The organism is Neisseria sp. DTU_2020_1000833_1_SI_GRL_NUU_006, from assembly GCA_032388755.1.
Classification (GTDB): domain Bacteria; phylum Pseudomonadota; class Gammaproteobacteria; order Burkholderiales; family Neisseriaceae; genus Neisseria; species Neisseria sicca_C.
Genome location: CP135593.1, coordinates 535,820 through 554,452, shown reverse-complemented (window position 1 = coordinate 554,452; position 18,633 = coordinate 535,820). Strand labels below are relative to the sequence as shown.

General features: G+C 50.2%; 13 protein-coding genes and 1 pseudogene. 6 read left to right on the top strand and 8 right to left on the bottom strand.

Annotation, left to right across the window (positions count from 1 at the left end):
* Positions 1-135: 135 nt before the first annotated feature.
* The 4 genes and pseudogenes from RSJ68_02580 to RSJ68_02565 form a co-directional block, all read right to left on the bottom strand.
* Positions 136-315, bottom strand: a pseudogene (locus RSJ68_02580) (hypothetical protein).
* Between the two features lie 40 nt (positions 316-355).
* Positions 356-1,225 (bottom strand): meta-pathway of phenol degradation family protein, encoded by an 870-nt coding sequence (locus tag RSJ68_02575; GenBank protein WNU97660.1) that lies wholly within the window; start codon positions 1,223-1,225, stop codon positions 356-358.
* A 233-nt stretch (positions 1,226-1,458) separates the two neighbouring features.
* Positions 1,459-2,358 carry a zinc ABC transporter substrate-binding protein gene (locus RSJ68_02570; GenBank protein WNU97659.1) on the bottom strand — a complete coding sequence of 300 codons (900 nt, stop codon included), beginning with the start codon at positions 2,356-2,358 and terminating at the stop codon, positions 1,459-1,461.
* Between the two features lie 316 nt (positions 2,359-2,674).
* Complete coding sequence (locus RSJ68_02565) at positions 2,675-3,403, bottom strand: YebC/PmpR family DNA-binding transcriptional regulator (GenBank protein WNU97658.1); 729 nt, start codon at positions 3,401-3,403, stop codon at positions 2,675-2,677.
* Positions 3,404-3,775: 372 nt separating this feature from the next.
* On the opposite strand from RSJ68_02565, the gene RSJ68_02560 reads away from it, so the two are divergent.
* A complete protein-coding gene (locus RSJ68_02560) occupies positions 3,776-5,194 on the top strand; it encodes a sodium:alanine symporter family protein (protein ID WNU97657.1) in 1,419 nt (472 codons plus the stop codon).
* Positions 5,195-5,265: 71 nt separating this feature from the next.
* Here the strand turns inward: RSJ68_02560 and RSJ68_02555 are convergent, their stop codons facing one another.
* Complete coding sequence (locus RSJ68_02555) at positions 5,266-5,751, bottom strand: disulfide bond formation protein B (protein ID WNU97656.1); 486 nt, start codon at positions 5,749-5,751, stop codon at positions 5,266-5,268.
* Positions 5,752-6,226: 475 nt separating this feature from the next.
* On the opposite strand from RSJ68_02555, the gene rpsO reads away from it, so the two are divergent.
* Positions 6,227-6,496, top strand: a complete 270-nt coding sequence (gene rpsO, locus RSJ68_02550; protein WNU97655.1) for a 30S ribosomal protein S15 — start codon at positions 6,227-6,229, stop codon at positions 6,494-6,496.
* A gap of 114 nt (positions 6,497-6,610) precedes the next feature.
* On the opposite strand, the gene greB is transcribed toward rpsO, so the two are convergent.
* The gene (gene greB, locus RSJ68_02545) at positions 6,611-7,102 is read right to left on the bottom strand and encodes a transcription elongation factor GreB (GenBank protein WNU97654.1); all 492 of its coding nucleotides are present in this window, start codon (positions 7,100-7,102) and stop codon (positions 6,611-6,613) included.
* 226 nt (positions 7,103-7,328) lie between these two features.
* Positions 7,329-8,849: a surface lipoprotein assembly modifier gene (locus RSJ68_02540; protein ID WNU97653.1), complete on the bottom strand. Its 1,521-nt coding sequence runs from the start codon at positions 8,847-8,849 to the stop codon at positions 7,329-7,331.
* 689 nt (positions 8,850-9,538) lie between these two features.
* On the opposite strand from RSJ68_02540, the gene RSJ68_02535 reads away from it, so the two are divergent.
* The 3 genes from RSJ68_02535 to RSJ68_02525 all read left to right on the top strand — a co-directional run bounded on the left by RSJ68_02535 (position 9,539) and on the right by RSJ68_02525 (position 14,385).
* Positions 9,539-10,534, top strand: coding sequence for a Slam-dependent surface lipoprotein (locus RSJ68_02535; GenBank protein ID WNU97652.1), 996 nt, complete (start codon positions 9,539-9,541; stop codon positions 10,532-10,534).
* Positions 10,535-10,591: 57 nt separating this feature from the next.
* Positions 10,592-13,009: a TonB-dependent hemoglobin/transferrin/lactoferrin family receptor gene (locus RSJ68_02530; protein WNU97651.1), complete on the top strand. Its 2,418-nt coding sequence runs from the start codon at positions 10,592-10,594 to the stop codon at positions 13,007-13,009.
* A 128-nt stretch (positions 13,010-13,137) separates the two neighbouring features.
* Positions 13,138-14,385: a hypothetical protein gene (locus tag RSJ68_02525; protein WNU97650.1), complete on the top strand. Its 1,248-nt coding sequence runs from the start codon at positions 13,138-13,140 to the stop codon at positions 14,383-14,385.
* A 236-nt stretch (positions 14,386-14,621) separates the two neighbouring features.
* Here the strand turns inward: RSJ68_02525 and RSJ68_02520 are convergent, their stop codons facing one another.
* Complete coding sequence (locus tag RSJ68_02520) at positions 14,622-16,877, bottom strand: nitric-oxide reductase large subunit (protein ID WNU97649.1); 2,256 nt, start codon at positions 16,875-16,877, stop codon at positions 14,622-14,624.
* Between the two features lie 463 nt (positions 16,878-17,340).
* On the opposite strand from RSJ68_02520, the gene nirK reads away from it, so the two are divergent.
* Positions 17,341-18,549: a copper-containing nitrite reductase gene (gene nirK, locus RSJ68_02515; protein ID WNU97648.1), complete on the top strand. Its 1,209-nt coding sequence runs from the start codon at positions 17,341-17,343 to the stop codon at positions 18,547-18,549.
* Positions 18,550-18,633 lie beyond the last annotated feature (84 nt).

The window sequence follows — 18,633 nt, the reverse complement described above, 5'->3', positions numbered from 1 at the left end:
ATATCTCTGATTATTAGTAATTACATTACCACCATTACGTAACACATTAACTGCCTGCCCCTGAGATAATTTACTTCCTTTAATTATATGAGTAAAACCACGCGACATTACAGTAACTCCCCGCCATGCAAGAGCAACCCAAGCCCCCTCAGTCTCCTTCATTTCCTTCTGAGAAAGCTCCGCCAACTGCATAGGCGTATCTGCCTGCGTGTGGAACACTTGGTTTTCAAATGCCTGATTATCCATGCTGTTTGCCATTGCGGGAGCGGCAATCATCGTCAGAATCATCATGGCTGCGGTAATTTGTTTTTTCATAAAAGTCCTTTTTTTACAAGGTTGGAAAATCAAAGCCTGCTTAAAACGTATGCTGTACGCCCAATTTCAGTTCGGAGCTGCTCTGCCCTGAAATATTGAAGCGTGCGGATGCGTTTAAAGACGTGGCTTTGGAGAAGCCGAGGCCTGCGCCGAGATGGGCGTAGGTAGATGTATTCCTTGCGGATTCTTTTTTGCCGTCCAGTCGGTCGGGCTGCTTGCCCAGCCATTGGATGCCGCCCGTGAGGCTGATTCTGTCGTTGGCGGCGAAGGATATATTGGGATTCAGCATCCAGTAGTTGCCTGCTTTGTATTTGACGTCGTCTGAAAGGGTTTTGCTGCCGTTGATGCGGTAGGCGGCAGTCAGGGCGAGGATGACGGGGTCGATGGCTTTGTAGGTGGTCGCGCCAATCAGCCATGATTTGCCTGACGGGGCTTTGCCGCGTGATTTTTCGTAAAGCGTGCCTTCGAGAAAGCCGATAAGGGCGGGATTTTTGTCGTCTTTGAGGAAAGTGTGGCTGATGCCGAGGGATACGTCGGAGAGGTGCTTGTCGCGGTTTTTGCTGCTTTCGCCGTCGAATTGTCGGTCTTCACGCCACAAGTAGCTGCCGCTGCCGTAAATTTCGGTGTTTCCGGTCAAGCCGTAGCGCAGACCGAGTGTGCCGACGAGCATATCGCTGTTGCTGCCGTTTTCCTGAATTTCGGTCGGGACGGGGATAAAGGAAGCGGAGCCGGTCTGAATGTAAATTGGCGCAGCAAGTTCGGAACGGCTGTTTTCGCTGTTGATATAGGTAACGGAAGCGTCGAGTTTCAATTTGCCCTTGTCCGTCATGATGTCTTCGATATTCAAAGGCAGGTCGGCGCGGACAACCAACGGAGCAACGATAACGAATGAAATAAGGATATTTTTCATATTGTTGTTTTATTGGTTTAAATTAAATTTTGCGGGTATTAATGAAATTTAGTGTAGTTTGTCTAACTGATATTTTTGATGACGCCTTTAAATCTGATTTTTTTTCTATGAAGGTTTTATTTTTGCGTAAAATGCCGTTTGAAGCGGCTTATAAACAAAAGGTCGTCTGAAAACCATATTTTCGTTTTCAGACGACCTTTTGACTTTTTTCGATTCAAACCAATCAAGCGGTTTTATTTTTTCATCGCATCAGTCAAGGCTTTGACGTTGTAGCGGTACATGCCGATGTAAGTATTGGCAGGTGCGCCGCCGAGTGCGTCGGAGTAGAGTTTGCCGCTGACGTTGACGCCGGTTTCTTTGGCGATGCGGTCAACCATGCGCGTGTCTTTGATGTTTTCGGTGAACACGGCTTTGATGCCTTCGCGTTTGATTTGGCGGATGATGGAAGCCACTTGTTTGGCGGACGGCTCGGCTTCGCTGCTCACGCCTTGCGGGGCGATGAACTCGATATTGTAGCGTTTGCCCATGTAGGAGAACGCGTCGTGTCCGGTCAGGACTTTGCGCTTAGCAGCGGGAACGGTGTTAAACGCAGCTTGAGCGTCGCTGTGCAGTTTTTTCAGCTGCACTTGGTAGTTGCCCAAGCGTTGTTGGTAATAGGTTTTACCTTCGGGGTCTGCCTGAATCAGGGCGTTGGCGACGTTTTGGGCATAGGTTGTCATCAAGACGGGGTCGTTCCAGACGTGCGGGTCAAATTCGCCGTGGTCGTGGTGGTGGCCTTCGTGGTCGTGATGATGTTCGCCTTCTTCGGCTTTAAGCGCCTGTATGCCTTTGGCTGCTTCGGCGAAGGGGACTTTGCTTTGTTTGACGGCGCGCTGAACATCAGCCGCTTCCAAGCCCAAGCCGTTGAGCAAGACTAATTTTGCACCGCGGATTTTTTTGATGTCGCCGCTGGTCATGTGGTAGGCGTGGGTGTCTTGGTTGGCACCGACCAAATTTTGCACGGCAACACGGTCGCCGCCGATTTGTTTGGCAACATCGCCCAAAATGCTGAAGCTGGTAACGACGTTCATCGGGGCTGCATAAACTGCGCTGGACATTAATGCAGCGATGACGCCAAGTTTCCAATGTTTCATGTTTTCTCTCTCCAGATTGATATAACGTAACATTTTTATTTTAAAACAGTGGGACGGAATCTTCAAGCAGCCTCCGCTTATAGAGGATTCCCTAGCCTAAAAGTTTTTAGGTACTGCAATTTTTAGTTTTCAGACGACCTTCGCACCTATTGTTTTCGTGGACGGAGTCCACGCTACGGCATTGTGTTGCCGACAAACGTTGTAGCGTGGGCTTTGCCCACGAGCCATTGAAAATTGAAGATTTCAGCAAACAAACCCCTAAAAATCTTAAACGCAAAAAAAGCAGACCCATCAGGCCTGCTTTCAATCTTTCCTATTAATCCAGATTCAAAACGGCGGAGGTGTAAACGTCCTGCACGTCGTCCAAATCTTCCAGCGCGTCAATCAGTTTCTGCATTTTGACGGCGTCTTCGCCGGAGAGTTCGGTTTCGTTTTGGGCGCGCATGGTGACGTCGCCGTCAACGGATTTGTAGCCTGCGGTTTCCAATGCCGCTTTCACGCCCGCCCAATCGTTCGGGGCGGTGATGACTTCGATGGAGCCGTCGTCGTTGGTGATAACGTCTTTCGCACCGGCTTCCAAAGCGGCTTCCATCAGCGCGTCTTCGTCAACGCCGGGTTCGAACACCAAATAACCCTGATGCACGAAGTTGAACGCTACGCAGCCGTCGGTGCCCAAGTTGCCGCCGTTTTTGGTGAACGCGTGGCGCACGTCGGCGACGGTACGGGTTTTATTGTCGGTCAGGCAGTCCACCATCAGCGCCGCGCCGCCGATGCCGTAGCCTTCGTAGCGCAGTTCGATGTATTCCACACCTTCCAAATTGCCCGTACCTTTGTCGATGGCGCGTTGCACGTTGTCTTTGGGCATATTGTTTTCGGCGGCTTTTTCCAAAGCCAGGCGCAGGCGCGGGTTGGCGCCGGGATCGCCGCCGCCCATGCGGGCTGCGACGGTGATTTCTTTAATTAAACGGGTAAAGATTTTGCCGCGTTTGGCATCTTGACGGGCTTTTTTATGCTGGATATTCGCCCACTTGCTATGACCTGCCATATATGGATTCCTTTCGATTTTCCGCCTTATCCGGCGGACTCTTGCTCATTTTCAAAGGGCGCATTTTAACATAGGTTGAATATACCTAAAATATTCAGACGACCCTGCATTCTGCCTAAAAGGTCGTCTGAAAACGCCGATAGAGCCCGACAAACGCAAAAATCTTGTCTTTGCCCAAACCTGACCCTTTTTTTCGTTTGCCTCACAAAAGGTTTACGGTATCATGCAGGCCTGCTTCAGGATTGTTGACAACTTGGGGCGAAACGGACGCAGCCGGCCTGCTCGCCGCGCCGTCCGACACAACGGCATTCAACGGAGTAACCGCCGCAGAATGCCGTCATCTGTTCATTTTTCAATATAAGGTTTGTAATTATGGAAGAAAAATTGTCTGCACTGGTGGGCGCAGTCAATCTGATTCTGTGGGATTACATGCTGATTTACGCCCTTTTGGGCATCGGCCTGTTTTTCACACTCTATCTGGGCGCGCCGCAGATTACCAAATTGGGGGCGGGGTTTAAATCCGTTTTCGGCGGTTTGTTTTCCAAAAAAGACAAAGACGATAAATCTTTGTCGCAATTCCAAGCACTCGCCGTTGCCGTCTCCGCCCAAATCGGCACGGGCAACGTCGCCGGTGTGGCAACCGCCATTACCGCAGGCGGGCCGGGCGCGATTTTTTGGATGTGGCTTTCCGCCGTTTTGGGGATGTCCACGATTTTTGCCGAAGCCCTGCTCGCGCAAAAATACCGCGTCGTCAGCCACGGCAAATACATCGGCGGCCCCGCGTTCTACATTACGCACGGTCTGACCCCGAAAATTGGGCGCGGCGCGGCGCGTTTCTTATCGGGCTTTTTCTCCATCGCCCTGATTATCGCGCTGGGTTTTATCGGTAACGCTACGCAGGCAAACTCCATCGCCTCCTCCGTTACCATCGCCTTTAACGTACCGGCTTTGGCAGTGGGCATCACCCTCGCCGTCCTTGCGGGCATGATTATCGTCGGCGGCGTAAACCGCATCGCCAACATCGCCCAATTCGTCGTACCGTTTATGGCGATTATCTATATTTTGTGTGCCGTCGTTATCCTGTTTGAATTCTCCGACCACATCGTACCGATGTTCAACCACATCTTTACCGCCGCCTTCAATCCCGAAGCCGTGTTAGGCGGCGCGGCAGGTATCGGTATGCGCGAAGCCGTCCGTTACGGCGTGGCACGCGGGCTGTTTTCCAACGAAGCAGGTATGGGTTCGACGCCGCACGCGCACGCAACCGCCGACGTTAACCACCCCGTTCAACAAGGCTTGGCGGCATTTATCGGCGTGTTCATCGACACGATCTTGGTCTGCACCGCCACCGCACTGATTATCCTCCTGACCGATGCCAACCTTTCCGGCGAACAAGGCGCGGCGGTGACCCAATTCGCCTTCAGTAAAGCCTTCCCCGGCTTCGGTTCGCAACTGCTCGCCGTATGCCTGACCTTCTTCGCCTTCACCACCATCATCGGCTGGTACTACTTCGGTGAGTCCAACATCCGCTTCCTCTTCAGGGGAAAACACTTGGGCATCTACCGCGCGCTCGTGCTGCTGGCTATCGTGTTGGGCACGCTAGGCAAAGTCGATTTGGTTTGGAGCCTGTCCGATATGTTCAACGGCTTCATGGTCATCCCCAACTTAATCGCCCTATTCCTCCTGCGCAAAGAAATCCGCGCCGTTTACGACGATTATTTGGCGCAGAAAAAAGCAGGCAAAGGCTTGTCCTACCAATATGAATTCCACGAATTCCACGACAAGGCTTAATCCGCAATCGTGAAAAGGTCGTCTGAAAAGTTTTCAGGCGACCTTTTTTAAATTCCGGACATTTATTTCGTTTACTTCGTTTTCAACCAAGCAAACCAGACCAATACGACAACGAAACAAAAATAAGCGATGCTCCAAACCGGCAGCGCAATACCCAAAAAATAATCCGGTACGGCGCAATTGCCGAAGCCGCGCACGATGGGTTCGAACCAGTCAAACAACGGCCAGTCCTTCAAGCGGAACGTCCACGGAGCGCCGCAGGAAGGTGCCGTACCCGGCGGCAGACTTTGCAACCACAACTGATAAGCCGCCGTCCCTATCCCGTACACAGCAGGCGCGCTGATAAGCAAAGCGGAAAACGTCCGCCCCACTTTGGAAGACTGGCGGAAAAATACCGCCAGCAAAGCCGCCATCCCGACTGCCAATACGCACAAACGCTGCACGATGCATAATACGCAGGGATTCATCCCTAAAACATATTGCGAAACAAACGAACCGCAGGCAGCCAATACGGATAAAACGAGCAAAAACAAGGCTGTTTTTCTAAAAAAATTCATAATATCAAAGCTCTTTGTAAATTTCAGACGACCTCTTCATGCCGTCAATCGGTGTCTATTTTACTACAAAACCAATCCCTTCCCGAAAAGCCCTGCCCATTCGCTGAAATTCAAAAAAGTACCCACCCGTTATTTGGCAATCCGCAATAATCGCTGAATCTTTCCGAAATCAGAAGCCCGGATTCACATCTGTTCAGGAAGGTCAGGAATGATGGGAATATTTTCCATTTTAACCTGCTGTAAAATGCACCGAATCAAAATTTCTCGCACATACTTTACGCCACACCCCGATACATTTTCAGACGACATTTCCACAATTTCGTATCAAAAACAGGATTCAGCCGTGCAAAACAGATGAAACTGTGGCATAATCCGCCCGTCTTCACAAAAAGACTTCAGGAGTTTGAACGGGTTCGCGCTCGTCAAACTTGTCCGAACCGAATAACGGTTCTTTTATTTTTCGGAGTTATCCATCATGGCATTGACCGTAGAACAAAAAGCACAAATTGTTAAAGATTTCCAACGCAAAGAAGGCGATACCGGCTCTTCTGAAGTACAAGTCGCTCTGTTGACTTTCCGCATCAACGACCTGACTCCCCACTTCAAAGCCAACCCTAAAGACCACCACAGCCGTCGCGGCCTGTTGAAAATGGTCAGCCAACGTCGCCGTCTGTTGTCTTACTTGCGCCGTACCCAACCTGATACATACCGCAACCTGATTACCCGCTTGGGTCTGCGCAAATAATTTATGCTTTACCGGACACCGCTTGCAAAAGCGGTGTTTTTTTTATGGAAAAGGTCGTCTGAAAACGTATTGGTAAAGTTTTCAGACGACCTATCTCTTATGCTTGCGAGAGATTTAATCTATCCGTATATATTCCACCGACAAAATCTCAATCTCCTCGCACCCTTCCGGTGTATTCAAGATGACTTCGTCCCCTTCTCTCGCTTTAATCAGACAACGCGCCAACGGGGAAATCCAAGAAATTTTGTTTTGCGCGGTATCGATTTCATCGACACCGACGATTTTGACGGTTTGCTCGCGTCCGTCGCCGCGCAACAGCCCGACAGTTGCGCCGAAAAACACTTGGTCGGTCGCTTCGCGCAATTCAGGATCGACGACGACGGCGGCTTCCAAACGCTTGGTCAGAAAACGGATGCGGCGGTCGATTTCGCGCATACGGCGTTTGCCGTAAAGATAGTCGCCGTTTTCGCTGCGGTCGCCGTTGCTTGCCGCCCAGTTGACGATTTGGACGATTTCGGGACGTTCTTTATTGACCAGTTGATACAGCTCGTCTTTCAACGCCTGCCAACCAACGGGCGTAATGTAGTTTTTGGTTTCGGTACTCATGATATATATCTGATTATTTAGGATATACGGCAGTTTCAACAAAACTCCGAACTGCCGCATTGAAATGACTGATTCTACCGTCCTTAAGACGGAAGGTTCAAGCTGTCTATATTGATTGCAAAACCCTATCCATCGGCTTGAAAATGCCGCAAAGGTCGTCTGAAAGCCTACGATGCCCGTTTTCAGACGACCTTTATTGATTAAGTATTCGAATTTTAGGCTGTTTTTAAAAATTCCATTCAGCTCCCAACGACCATTGACGGCTGCTGCGTCGTGCATAAGGGGCATTGCTGCGGATGCGGCTGTATCCGTAATTCAAGGTCGGCGTGATGCCTTTGTAGGACAATTTGTCATGGCTGAGGCTGACGGAGAGGGAGCGCTCGCGGTTGCGTTGCGGCTCCGTGCCGAATGCCATAATACCTTTATAGCGGCGGTTGGCAAATGAAGCGGTCAGGCGGCTGTTCAGCCCGCCTAAAAACGGCCATTGCTGTATCCAGCCTATATTGAACCCGTTGCGGCGGTAGGCGGCATTGTTGACGGCATTGCGTATGTTTTTGTTTTCAGGAACAAAGCGGTTGTATTGCCAACCACCGAACAGGGTCGTTCTGCCGAAACGGCGTGCCAGGGAGAGATAGGTGCCGTCGTGCCAACCGTCGTTACGCAGCGCACGATCGGTTTCCCGATAGTTTTGGCGGTAGCGTTCCAGCGAGTAATAAAGTTGTGTCGCGTTGCCGAGATTGACCATATGCGAAAGCTGTACGCCGACCCCGTGTGCCAGCATATAGGGCGCGGCGCGGCGGTTTTTTTCTTTTTTGCTGTCAAATTCGCTGCTGCCCGCCAACTGTGCCTGATAAAACGGTAAAACGCTGACGGTTTGTTTGCCGTCCTTGCGCTGCCAGCCCAAATAAGCCCTGCCAAACGCATCGTCGTAAGCCGATTGGCGGTCGAAAAAATAGCTCGTTCCGCTGAGGTTGGCGCGGAATTTGACGGCGTGATGCCCGTACAGCGGGGTGAGTTTTTCGGTGTTCAATTCGTAATTCAAGCCGTTGGCACTGACGGGCAAAGTAACGCTGCATGCGGTTTGCCCCCTTGTTTCGATGCAATAACGCGGAGCAGCGTTGTTGGCGTTATCGCTATGCACGGGACTGATTCCGCCTGACCATTTCCATTCTGTCTGCCGCTTGACGGCTTCTTGAAAACGTTTGACGTTTTCCAAAACGGGGGCAGGTATATCGCGCTGCGCGGCATGGCGGAAATGCGCCGCCGCTTCGCCCAAACGATAATCTTGAAACTCTGCCGCCGCTAAATCCAATAATATGCGGTCGTCTGAAACGTCGGATTCATAAAGGGTACGATAACGCTCGACCGCTTCGAAAGTCCGCCCTTTCAACTTTGCCAGCAAAGCATCGGCACGTGCAATCAGCTTGGGATTGTGGTTGGGCTGTTTGCGGTAAAGTGCGGCAAGCGAAGAAACCAAATCTGCGCTATTGCCGTTAAGTGCTTGAATCAGCGCGTCCTCTAGAATACGCGGGTTTGCCGCTAAAAAATCATCGCCGACCACAGTCGGTTCGCCGACATTCTCATTCTTTTCAGACGACCTTTCTTCTTCGGACAAAATATCCAGCCATTGTTTTTGCTGCACTTGTACGGCAGCATCCTGAGAAGGCGAATCCTGCCGGACACCCCCTTCGGGCAATTCAGCCAAGACTGCGGAAGGCAACAGGCAGCATAAAGATACCGAAACCATTTTTTGTTTTATTCTTAACATTCAAAATCATCCGAAATATATGTGTATATCGCAGGGATAGCCAAATGCAAACCGCCATGCCCTACTGATTCCCCCTGTCAGGGATTTACGGCTATCAAAGGTCGTCTGAAACTTTTCATACGACCTTTTTTGCGTAAAAGCAACAGATTCGCATTAAGATGCAGCATTATAGAGGTAAAATTCCAAAACAAACATAACTGATTTATTTTTATGGTTTTATAAATTATTCAAATGTTATTCAACGTAGATTCACGAAATGAATCAAGCCAACCGACCGAACTCGCCTAATATAGTAGCTTAACTTTAAACCGGTACGGCGTTGCCTCGCCTTGCCGTACTATTTGTACTGTCTTCGGCTTCGTCGCCTTGTCCTGATTTAAATTTAATCCACTATATATCTTCCATATCCAGAGCGATAGCTTGATCCACACTACACTAATTTCCTCTACCGGCAACGAAGTAGCGGCATCAAATCAGACATTCAGATTAAATTCCAACTCAATATCATTCATTTATTTACTACCTAATATTAACTCTAAAAACTATTTAAATTATTAAAAACCATTTGGGTATTGCCAAAATATTATAATTATTACACAATATTTGAATATAATTAGTAATAATTATCATTATTTAATAAAATATATACCAATTAAGTGAGATCTGTCATGAAAATCAAAGTACCTGCAATTTCTGCGGCAACAACCCTGATCCTGACTGCCTGCACGGGAGGAGGCGCATCCGAACCCAAAGTCCCCGTTGCCATTCCGACAGCGCAACCTATCGCCAATATCAAGCTGAGTGATGAGAGCAGTGCAATAAAGACCATAAACACCCTTTCCCGTAAAGGCGGCAGTCTGCATGAAGCGGAGCTCGAAGTGAAAACATCATGGGGCAGCTACCCCGATAAACAATATGTCTATCAAACCCCTTCCGGCAACTATTACAACATCAGCTCATATTCCGACCCGATTGTCCCCTCCTATTCCAGCCCGTCTTATGCCCTGCGTACCCGCCACGAAGGTCAGCCTTTGTCTGAAGGTGGAAAACTGTTTGTCTGTTGCAGCAATTCCGGACAGTTCATCAACGCCCCGGCAACCAAACAGGACCATCTCAAATTCGGCGCATGGATAAATGCAGACGGCACGGCAGACCTGTTTGTCGGCGGCAAACCCGTCGGAACGGCGAAACCGTCATGGAGCACACCGTCGGACAGTACAGTGGCAAAAGGCAAAACCACATACGAAGTTTGGGCAGTCCGCGTCCGCAACGGCAATATCGTTACCTCCACCTATGAGCCCGGAAAATCCTTTGGGTCGTCTGAAAAAACCGCGCCCAAGCTTTCGCTGCTGACTGCCAATTTCAACACCAACAAACTCGGCGGCACGATTTTAGGTAATGCGGATTACGGTCCGGATGTTGTGATGAAAGATGTTGGCATCAACGGCGTTGATTTCTCGGGCACTGCCGAATCCGACGGAAAAAACGGAAAAGTCGAAGGGAAATTCTTCGGTCAATTCAACGGCGGACATCCAACAGAAGTCAGCATAGGCGGTAAAGTAACCTTTAATGCCGATAAATCGTTGGATACCGTATTCGGCGGTGTAGAAAACTCATCAGACCGCGATACTACAGATAAAAGCTTGACACCTGTCAGCAAGTAACCGCACATCAAACATCCCAATAAACCGATAATTCAGTACATCTTAAAGAGGCAAAAAATGTCCTTCCCCTTCAAACCCGTACTGCTGGCAGCCATTGTCAGCCAAACTTTCCCTGCCTTCGCTGCCGACCCCGTACCACAAGCCCATCAGGACTTGAATGAAGTCAAAGTCATCGGCGGCCGTAAAGCCCAAAAACTCGGCGAAGAGAAAGTCCGCCGTCAGGCATTGGATAAACAAATGGTCTCTGATGAAAACGACTTGGTACGCTATGATCCGGGCGTCAGCGTCGTCGAAGGCGGACGCTCAGGTTCTAACGGTTTTACCATACGCGGCGTCGATAAAGACCGTGTCGCCATCAACGTGGACGGGCTGGCACAAGCAGAAAGCAGGTCGTCTGAAGCATTCCAAGAACTGTTCGGCGCACACGGCAACTTCAATGCCAACCGCAACACTTCCGAACCCGAAAACTTCTCGGAAGTTACCATCACCAAAGGCGCGGACTCGCTCAAATCCGGCAGCGGCGCATTAGGCGGTGCCGTCAACTATAAAACCAAATCCGCAAGCGACTATGTTTCCGAAGAAAAACCTTACCACTTAGGCATTAAAGGCGGCTATATCGGACGCAACAGCCAAAAATTCAGCAGCATAACCGCCGCAGGAACCTGGTTGGGACTGGATGCATTGATGGTCTATACCCGCCGTTTCGGTAAAGAAACCAAAAACAACAGCGACGCTGCCGATACCGTCATCACCGACAGCAAACAAAGCTGGAGTCCGAATGCCGGCATGACCAACTACGGCAGCCGCGGCATAGCGCGCAGCAAACCTGACCCTCAAAATTGGGAAAACATAAGCACCCTGTTCAAGCTGGGTTACAACTTCAACGATCAAAACCGTATCGGCTGGATTTACGAAGACTCTCGTACCGACCGCACAACGACCGAATTGTCCAATATGTGGGCGGCAGACTGGAAAGGCGACGCACTGGGCGACACCCGTTCCCGCCAAGACATCTCCTACCGCAAACGCATCGGTTTCGAATACAAAAACCAACTTGACAAAGGTCCATGGGACAGTCTTAACCTGCGTTACGACCGTCAAACCATCGACATGAGCACTTGGACCTGGGATTTGCCGACCGATTACGCCAGCAACGGGGTCAACAGCGACGTGTACCATATGTTCCGCAACATCCGTCAAAAAAATACCCAATTCGGTGCCGATGCCGAAAAACAAATCGACTTCTCCAAATCGGTATGGGCAATGCAATACGGATTGGGTGGTTCCAAAAACGACAACGGCAATAGAGATCATAGCTATTGGGTACGCCTATACGACCCGAAATACCAAACGTCCAACAATCAAGAATTAACCATGCTGGTCGAAAGCTCCTCCAAAAACCGTTTTGCCTACTGGAACAACACCTTCCAATTCGGCGACAGCAGCCAATACCGCCTCAATGCCGGGGTTCGCTACGACAGCAGCAGCAGCAAAGCCAAGGACAATCCCAACTACTCTACCGCTATTCGCAGCCAACTCCCCTATCTTGGCAGCGAGCGTAAACACAGCGGTTTCAGCTACGGCTTAGGACTAGACTGGAAATTCACACCGCATTTGAATCTTTTGGCAAAATACAGCACTGGCTTTCGCGCGCCGACTTCGGACGAAACCTGGCTCTTGTTTCCGCATCCTGACTTCTACCTTAAAGCCAATCCTAACCTGAAGGCGGAAACTGCCAAAAACTTCGAGCTGGGACTTGCCGGCAGCGGCAAAGCAGGAAACTTTAAATTCTCCGGCTTCCAAACCCGCTACCGTAATTTTATCGAGTTGACCTACATGGGCGTATCTTCCGACAACCCCAACAGCCCTAATTATGCGCCGATTTCCGACGGTACCGCCTTGGTCAGCTCACCCGTTTGGCAAAACCAAAACCGTTCCTCCGCATGGGCGAAAGGTTTGGAATTTAACGGCACATGGAACCTTGACAGCATCGGTTTGCCGCAAGGCACGCACGCAGGTATCAACGTCAGCTACATCAAAGGCAAAGCCAAACAGACCAACGGACAGGAAACCCCGATTAACGCCCTTTCCCCGTGGTCTGCCGTTTACAACCTGGGCTACGATGCTCCTTCCAAACGCTGGGGCATCAACGCATACCTGACCCACACCGCAGCTAAAAAACCGTCTGACACCGTCCACAGCAGTGATGATTTGAACAATCCCTGGCCTTTTGCCAAGCACAGCAAAGCCTATACGCTTTTCGACCTGACAGGCTACGTCAACTTGGGCAAATATTTCACCCTGCGCGCCGGTGCGTACAACATCGGCAACAAAAAATACTATACTTGGGAATCGCTGCGCAGCATCCGCGAATTCGGCATAGTCAACCGCGTCGACAACAAAACCCATGCCGGTATAGAACGCTTCACTTCTCCGGGCAGAAGCTACAACTTCACGCTTGAAGCCAAGTTCTAAAAGCGTTTGAAGTAACAAGAAAGGTCGTCTGAAACTTGAAATCCAAGTTTCAGACGACCTTTTTCTATTAACGTACAACAATCGGCAGAGAAAATCCTCACCAAACGTTTATGGAATAAAAACAAATAATGAACAAGACGCAGGCTGAAGCCAATGCGACGCTGTACGCCCGCGCCGTTGAAGCCCTTGCAGGTCGTCTGAATATGGGAATCCGTGATTTTGATGCGGCATACGGCGGTTTAAACGTGGTCGGAGAAAGCCTGATTGACGACGGCGTATTGAATCAGGCGTTGGCAAGCAACCCGCCGCGCGGATGGGTGCATAGCGAAAACCCGCAGGACGCAGCGGATTTATGGAACGGAAACAATAAAGCAGAGGCCGTGTTTTGGAATACTCGCAATACCCGATTGGAAGAACAATTTCCCGAAACATCGGGCTATTCTGTATCTGTAAATCAAAGCGCGATTGAACACATCAAAAACAACCATGGAAACGCAGAAAGCGAAGCGAAGCGCGGACAGATTGCCATCACAGGCGAAGACATAAGCCGAATCACTGATATTGTTTCAAATTATGACGCAATAGCCAGTGAGCCAATCAAAGGAACAAACAACAGACGCTTTGCATTTGCAAAACAGTTTGACGATGGGTTGATTGTGTATCTTGCCGACAGTAGCAAAAAACGGCGCGATTTACGCACCGTTTCTATGTGGAAGTATCCCCAATCGGCTAATGCCCAAGACGTGTTACAACACGCCGTGTCCCTATCAAACCTAACGCCCGAAGCGGAAGGGGGCATATCCCACAACTCAAATTCTACCCCCAACGCCGACGCCAATCAAGACATACTGTATCAAGGCGGCGCAGACCGTGGAATGTTCAGCCGTGAGCATAACCTGATTGCCCTGTTGAAAAACGCCGACGCTTCTACATTCGTCCACGAACTGGGGCATTTCTTCCTTGAGACGAATACCCGCATCGCCCGCGACCTGACCGCCAAGCCTGCCGAGAACCTGACCGGGCAGGAACGGCAATTCCTGTCCGACGTTCAGACGACCTTAGATTGGTTCGGCGTGAAAGACCTTGCCGCATGGGACGCAATGAGTCTGGACGAGCAGCGCGAGAATCACGAGAAATGGGCGCGCGGTTTCGAAGCCTACCTGTACGAGGGTAAAGCACCAAGCGAAGAATTGCGCGGGGTATTCCGCCGTTTCCGTTCATGGCTGAAGCAGGTGTATCAATCCCTGAAAAACCTGAACGTAGAATTGACCGACGAAGTCCGCAGCGTGTTTGACCGAATGTTTGCCAGCGACGAGCAGATTCAGCAAACCCAATACATCAACGGCATGGCTCCGATGTTTGATATAGTGGATTAACTTTAAACCAGTACGGCGTTGCCTCGCCTTGCCGTACTATCTGTACTGTCTGCGGCTTCGTCGCCTTGTCCTGATTTAAATTTAATCCACTATAATAAGGCGTAAGCGAGCATGGACCAAGCTAAGCTGCCCTACCCCTTTCAGGCAACTCCCCATTAAGTTTCTTCTATCTTCCAAAAGAAAAGGTCGTCTGGAACTTTCAGACGACCTTTTGCAGGGGGTATTCAAGCTAGGATTTATTTATCGCGGCTGAATACGATTTTGGTTGCTTGGATGGCTACGCAGATTGCACCGCCGATGAAGATCAAGTCAGCTGCCGTACGTACCCAGCGCAGGGTGTCGAGGATTTCCATTTGCAGGAACTCTTCGCTACGGGCATACCACAGACCATGAGTGATGGCCGCATGTGCTTGGATGGCGCCGACCGGCAGCAGGCTGACGGCAATCATGCCGACCAAACCGCCGTTGAGCAGCCAGAAGCCCCAAGTCATCACTTTTTCGTCGAATTGTGCGTTTGGTTTCAGGTAGCGGGCAACCAGCAATACGAAGCCCAGTGCCAAGAAGCCGTACACACCGAACAAGGCTGCGTGTGCGTGGACTGCGGTAGTGTTCAGGCCTTGGATGTAGAACAGGGAAATCGGCGGGTTAATCAGGAAGCCGAATACGCCGGCACCGATCATGTTCCAGAAGGCAACTGCTACAAAGCACATCAGCGGCCAACGCAGGCGTTTCGCCCAGTCGGAATTGTGCTGGTAAGACCAATGCTCGTAGGCTTCGCGACCCAGCAACACCAGCGGTACGACTTCCAACGCGGAGAAGCAGGCGCCGATTGCCATAGAGGCTGAAGTAGAACCTGTGAAGTACAGGTGGTGCAGCGTACCCGGCACGCCGCCCAACATATAAATAGCACCGGCAGCCAGAGTAGATGCGGTAGCGGTACTGCGGCGGACAAAACCCATGTTGTAGAAAATGAAGGCAAAGGCTGCGGTAGCAAACACTTCGAAGAAGCCTTCTACCCACAGGTGAACTACCCACCAGCGCCAATATTCCATGACGGCAATCGGAGATTTCTCGCCGTAGAAGAGACCGGGCGCGTAGAACACACCGACACCTACCACTGAGGATACAAACATCGCCAACAGGTTTTTATCCACACCTTTTTCTTTAAAGGCAGATACCGTGCAGCGCAGCATCAGGAAAAGCCACAACAGCAGGCCGACCATCAGCAGGAGTTGCCAGAAACGGCCCAAATCGAGATATTCGTAACCTTGGTGTCCGAACCAGAAGTTCACCTCGGGCGGAATGACGTGCGTCAGGGCGAGGAAGTTGCCTGCGTAAGAACCGCCCACGACGATAAACAGAGCGATGTAGAGCAGGTTTACGCCTTCGCGTTGGAACTTGGGATCTTTGCCGCCGTTAACAATCGGAGCCAAGAACAGACCTGCCGTCAGGAAGCCGGTTGCAATCCAGAAGATGGCGGATTGGATGTGCCAAGTACGGGTCAATGCGTAAGGGAACCAGTCGGACATTTCGAAGCCCAGTGCTTCGTCTATGCCGTAGAAACCTTGACCTTCGACGGTATAGTGCGCGGTCAGGCCGCCCAGCAGCACTTGCACCACAAACAGGGCGACTGTCAAAAAGACGTATTTGCCCAGTGCTTTTTGGGAAGGAGTCAGTTGAATTTTGGAAATCGGATCTTCAGTCGGAACTTCCACAACTTCGTGCTTGGTCAGGAAGGAGTAACCCCACATCAAAAAGCCGATACCCATCACCAGCAAGACTATACTAGTAAACGACCACATGTAGTTTTCAGTAGTCGGCACGTTGTTGATCAGAGGCTCGTGCGGCCAGTTGTTGGTGTAGGTGAAAGTTTCGTCAGGACGGTTGGTCGAAGCAGACCACGAAGTCCAGAAGAAGAAGTTGAACAGTTTTTCACGCGCTTCTTTACTTGGCAATGTGTTGTTTTTCATTGCGAAGTGTTCGCGGGTCGTCTGAAGGGCGGGATCATCGCCGTATACTCCGTGGTAGTAAGGCAGAATGCTCTCAATGGCTTTGGCACGGGTATCGCTGATGACGACGCTGCCGTCTTCCTTGATACGGCTTTGATTACGGTATTCGTCGGCAAGGCGGGTTTTCAACACGGCTTGTTCTTCAGGAGAGATCTCGTCGAATTTTTTGCCGTAAGCCTCTTGCGCGGTCAAATCCAACCATGCGGCCAGCTCGCGGTGCAGCCAGTCGGCAGTCCAGTCCGGAGCTTGATATGCGCCGTGTCCCAATACGGAACCGACTTCCATACCGCCTGTAGTTTGCCAGGCTGATTGACCTGCCAAAATATCGTCTTTGGTCATCAGCTGCTTGCCTGATACCGAAACGACTTTCTCAGGGTAAGGCGGGGCTTTTTTATAAACCTCGCTGCCCATGTAGCCAAGTATGGTGAAGCAGACTGCCAAGACGGCAAACAGCGTATACCATAGCTTCTTGTACTGTCCCATTTCAGAACTCCTTATTTTGGTAAAAAGTGGTTGCTTATAAATTCATACTATATGAATGTTAAAGATTGTAGCACTCTTTTCAGGCAAAAGAAATATTCTCTTAACAACAATCTTTAAAAAACAGGTATATAGTCAATAATAATTCTTATTCTCAAAATTCAAAATCATTTTTGCGAAGAATTGGATAAAACATGTGAATAATAATAGATGATTTGATGTAGTTTTGACTAATCATTAAGTATTAAGAATGGCGCTAAAGGTTCATATTCAATGAATTAATTGACTTAAGTCAAGATATGACAGCGAATCCGCCTACATAATCCTACAAAAGTTCACAAGAGATGCCTTTCAGACGAGACGGATATAGACGTTCAGAAAGTGCCAAAAGCGGTATGCCGCAGATAACAGAGTTTGAGAATTTACCCTAACCTTCTTAGATAATTAACTAAAGGAAATGACAACTATGAAACGCCAAGCTTTAGCTGCAATCATTGCTTCAGTTTTTGCTTTAGCCGCTTGTGGCGAACAAGCCGCCCAAAAACCTGCCGAGCAAACCGCTTCCGCTTCCGCTCCTGCAGCTTCCGAGGCTCCTGCTTCCGGTGCTCAAGCTGCTGCCGAAACGCCTGCAGCCGATCTGCCTGTTATCGACGCGGTAACCACCCACGCTCCTGAAGTTCCGCCTGCCATCGACCGCGACCATCCTGCACGCGTACGCGTCAAAATGGAAACCATTGAAAAAACCATGAAAATGGACGATGGCGTGGAATACCACTACTGGACATTTGACGGCGACGTTCCGGGCCGCATGATCCGCGTACGCGAAGGTGACACCGTAGAAGTCGAATTCTCTAACAACCCGTCTTCTACCGTACCGCACAATGTTGACTTCCACGCTGCTACCGGTCAAGGCGGTGGTGCAGAAGCCAGCTTCACTGCTCCGGGTCGTACTTCTACATTCAGCTTCAAAGCCCTGCAACCCGGTCTGTACATCTATCACTGTGCCGTTGCCCCTGTCGGTATGCACATCGCCAACGGTATGTACGGTCTGATTTTGGTTGAACCTAAAGAAGGCCTGCCTAAAGTGGACAAAGAGTTCTACATCGTACAAGGTGACTTCTACACTAAAGGCAAAAAAGGTGCGCAAGGCCTGCAACCGTTCGATATGGACAAAGCCATCGCAGAACAACCTGAATACGTTGTATTTAACGGTCACGTAGGTTCTATCGCCGGCGACAACGCTCTGAAAGCTAAAGCTGGTGAAACCGTTCGTATGTACGTTGGTAACGGTGGTCCTAACTTGGTATCTTCCTTCCACGTTATCGGTGAGATCTTCGACAAAGTTTACGTAGAAGCTGGCAAACTGATCAACGAAAACGTACAAAGTACCCTGATTCCTGCCGGTGGTGCAGCGATTATCGAATTTAAAGCCGACATCCCGGGCAGCTACACTGTGGTTGACCACTCTCTCTTCCGTGCGTTCAACAAAGGTGCTTTGGGTCAATTGAAAGTAGAGGGCGCAGAGAACCCTGAAATCATGACCAAAAAACTGGAAGACAAAGCCTATGCAGGTAGCGGTGCGGCTTCAGCCCCTGCCGCTTCAGCTCCGGCTGCCCCTGCATCTTCCGCAGCAGCGCCTGCTTCCGCAGCATCTGCAGGTAAAGGCGGCTACTAATCCAGTCATCTCGGCGTAGAGACAGAAAAAAGCCACTGCTGTTCCGGCTGATGCAAGGACAACAGTGGCTTTCTTCCACAACCA

Excerpts from the sequence above, each read along its gene's own strand:
- greB (WNU97654.1), bottom strand. The coding sequence starts at position 7,102 with ATGAGTACCGAAACCAAAAACTACATTACGCCCGTTGGTTGGCAGGCG.
- RSJ68_02525 (WNU97650.1), top strand. The coding sequence starts at position 13,138 with ATGAACAAGACGCAGGCTGAAGCCAATGCGACGCTGTACGCCCGCGCC.
- RSJ68_02540 (WNU97653.1), bottom strand. The coding sequence starts at position 8,849 with ATGGTTTCGGTATCTTTATGCTGCCTGTTGCCTTCCGCAGTCTTGGCT.
- RSJ68_02565 (WNU97658.1), bottom strand. The coding sequence starts at position 3,403 with ATGGCAGGTCATAGCAAGTGGGCGAATATCCAGCATAAAAAAGCCCGT.
- RSJ68_02535 (WNU97652.1), top strand. The coding sequence starts at position 9,539 with ATGAAAATCAAAGTACCTGCAATTTCTGCGGCAACAACCCTGATCCTG.
- nirK (WNU97648.1), top strand. The coding sequence starts at position 17,341 with ATGAAACGCCAAGCTTTAGCTGCAATCATTGCTTCAGTTTTTGCTTTA.
- RSJ68_02555 (WNU97656.1), bottom strand. The coding sequence starts at position 5,751 with ATGAATTTTTTTAGAAAAACAGCCTTGTTTTTGCTCGTTTTATCCGTA.
- rpsO (WNU97655.1), top strand. The coding sequence starts at position 6,227 with ATGGCATTGACCGTAGAACAAAAAGCACAAATTGTTAAAGATTTCCAA.
- RSJ68_02575 (WNU97660.1), bottom strand. The coding sequence starts at position 1,225 with ATGAAAAATATCCTTATTTCATTCGTTATCGTTGCTCCGTTGGTTGTC.
- RSJ68_02520 (WNU97649.1), bottom strand. The coding sequence starts at position 16,877 with ATGGGACAGTACAAGAAGCTATGGTATACGCTGTTTGCCGTCTTGGCA.
- RSJ68_02570 (WNU97659.1), bottom strand. The coding sequence starts at position 2,358 with ATGAAACATTGGAAACTTGGCGTCATCGCTGCATTAATGTCCAGCGCA.
- RSJ68_02560 (WNU97657.1), top strand. The coding sequence starts at position 3,776 with ATGGAAGAAAAATTGTCTGCACTGGTGGGCGCAGTCAATCTGATTCTG.
- RSJ68_02530 (WNU97651.1), top strand. The coding sequence starts at position 10,592 with ATGTCCTTCCCCTTCAAACCCGTACTGCTGGCAGCCATTGTCAGCCAA.